We start from the raw sequence: 368 nt of genomic DNA on the forward strand, positions 1-368 counted from the left end.
TCATTGTCGAACAGTGCGTCAACTTCATCAAGCTTGAGCACAAGTGGCTCGTTATCAAATAGTGCCTCGACTTCTGCAAGCTTAAGCACGAGTGGCTCCTTATCAGATAGTACCTCAACTTCATCAAGCTTGAGCACAAGCGGCTCATTATCAAATAGTGGTTCAACTTCATCAAGTTTAAGTACAAGCGGTTCGTTATCAAATAGTGCCTCGACTTCATCAAGTTTGAGCACAAGTGGCTCCTTATCAGATAGCGGTTCGACTTCATCAAGCTTGAGCACAAGTGGCTCGTTATCAAATAGTGCTTCAACCTCATCAAGTTTGAGCACAAGTGGTTCATTATCAGATAGTGGTTCAACCTCTACAAG

General features: G+C 43.2%; 1 pseudogene. It reads right to left on the reverse strand.

What is annotated here, in order from left to right:
* A pseudogene (locus FC19_RS11575) lies at positions 1 to 368 on the reverse strand (hypothetical protein); the annotation flags it as partial.

The sequence above is a fragment of the Liquorilactobacillus aquaticus DSM 21051 genome, from assembly GCF_001436755.1.
Classification (GTDB): Bacteria; Bacillota; Bacilli; order Lactobacillales; family Lactobacillaceae; genus Liquorilactobacillus; species Liquorilactobacillus aquaticus.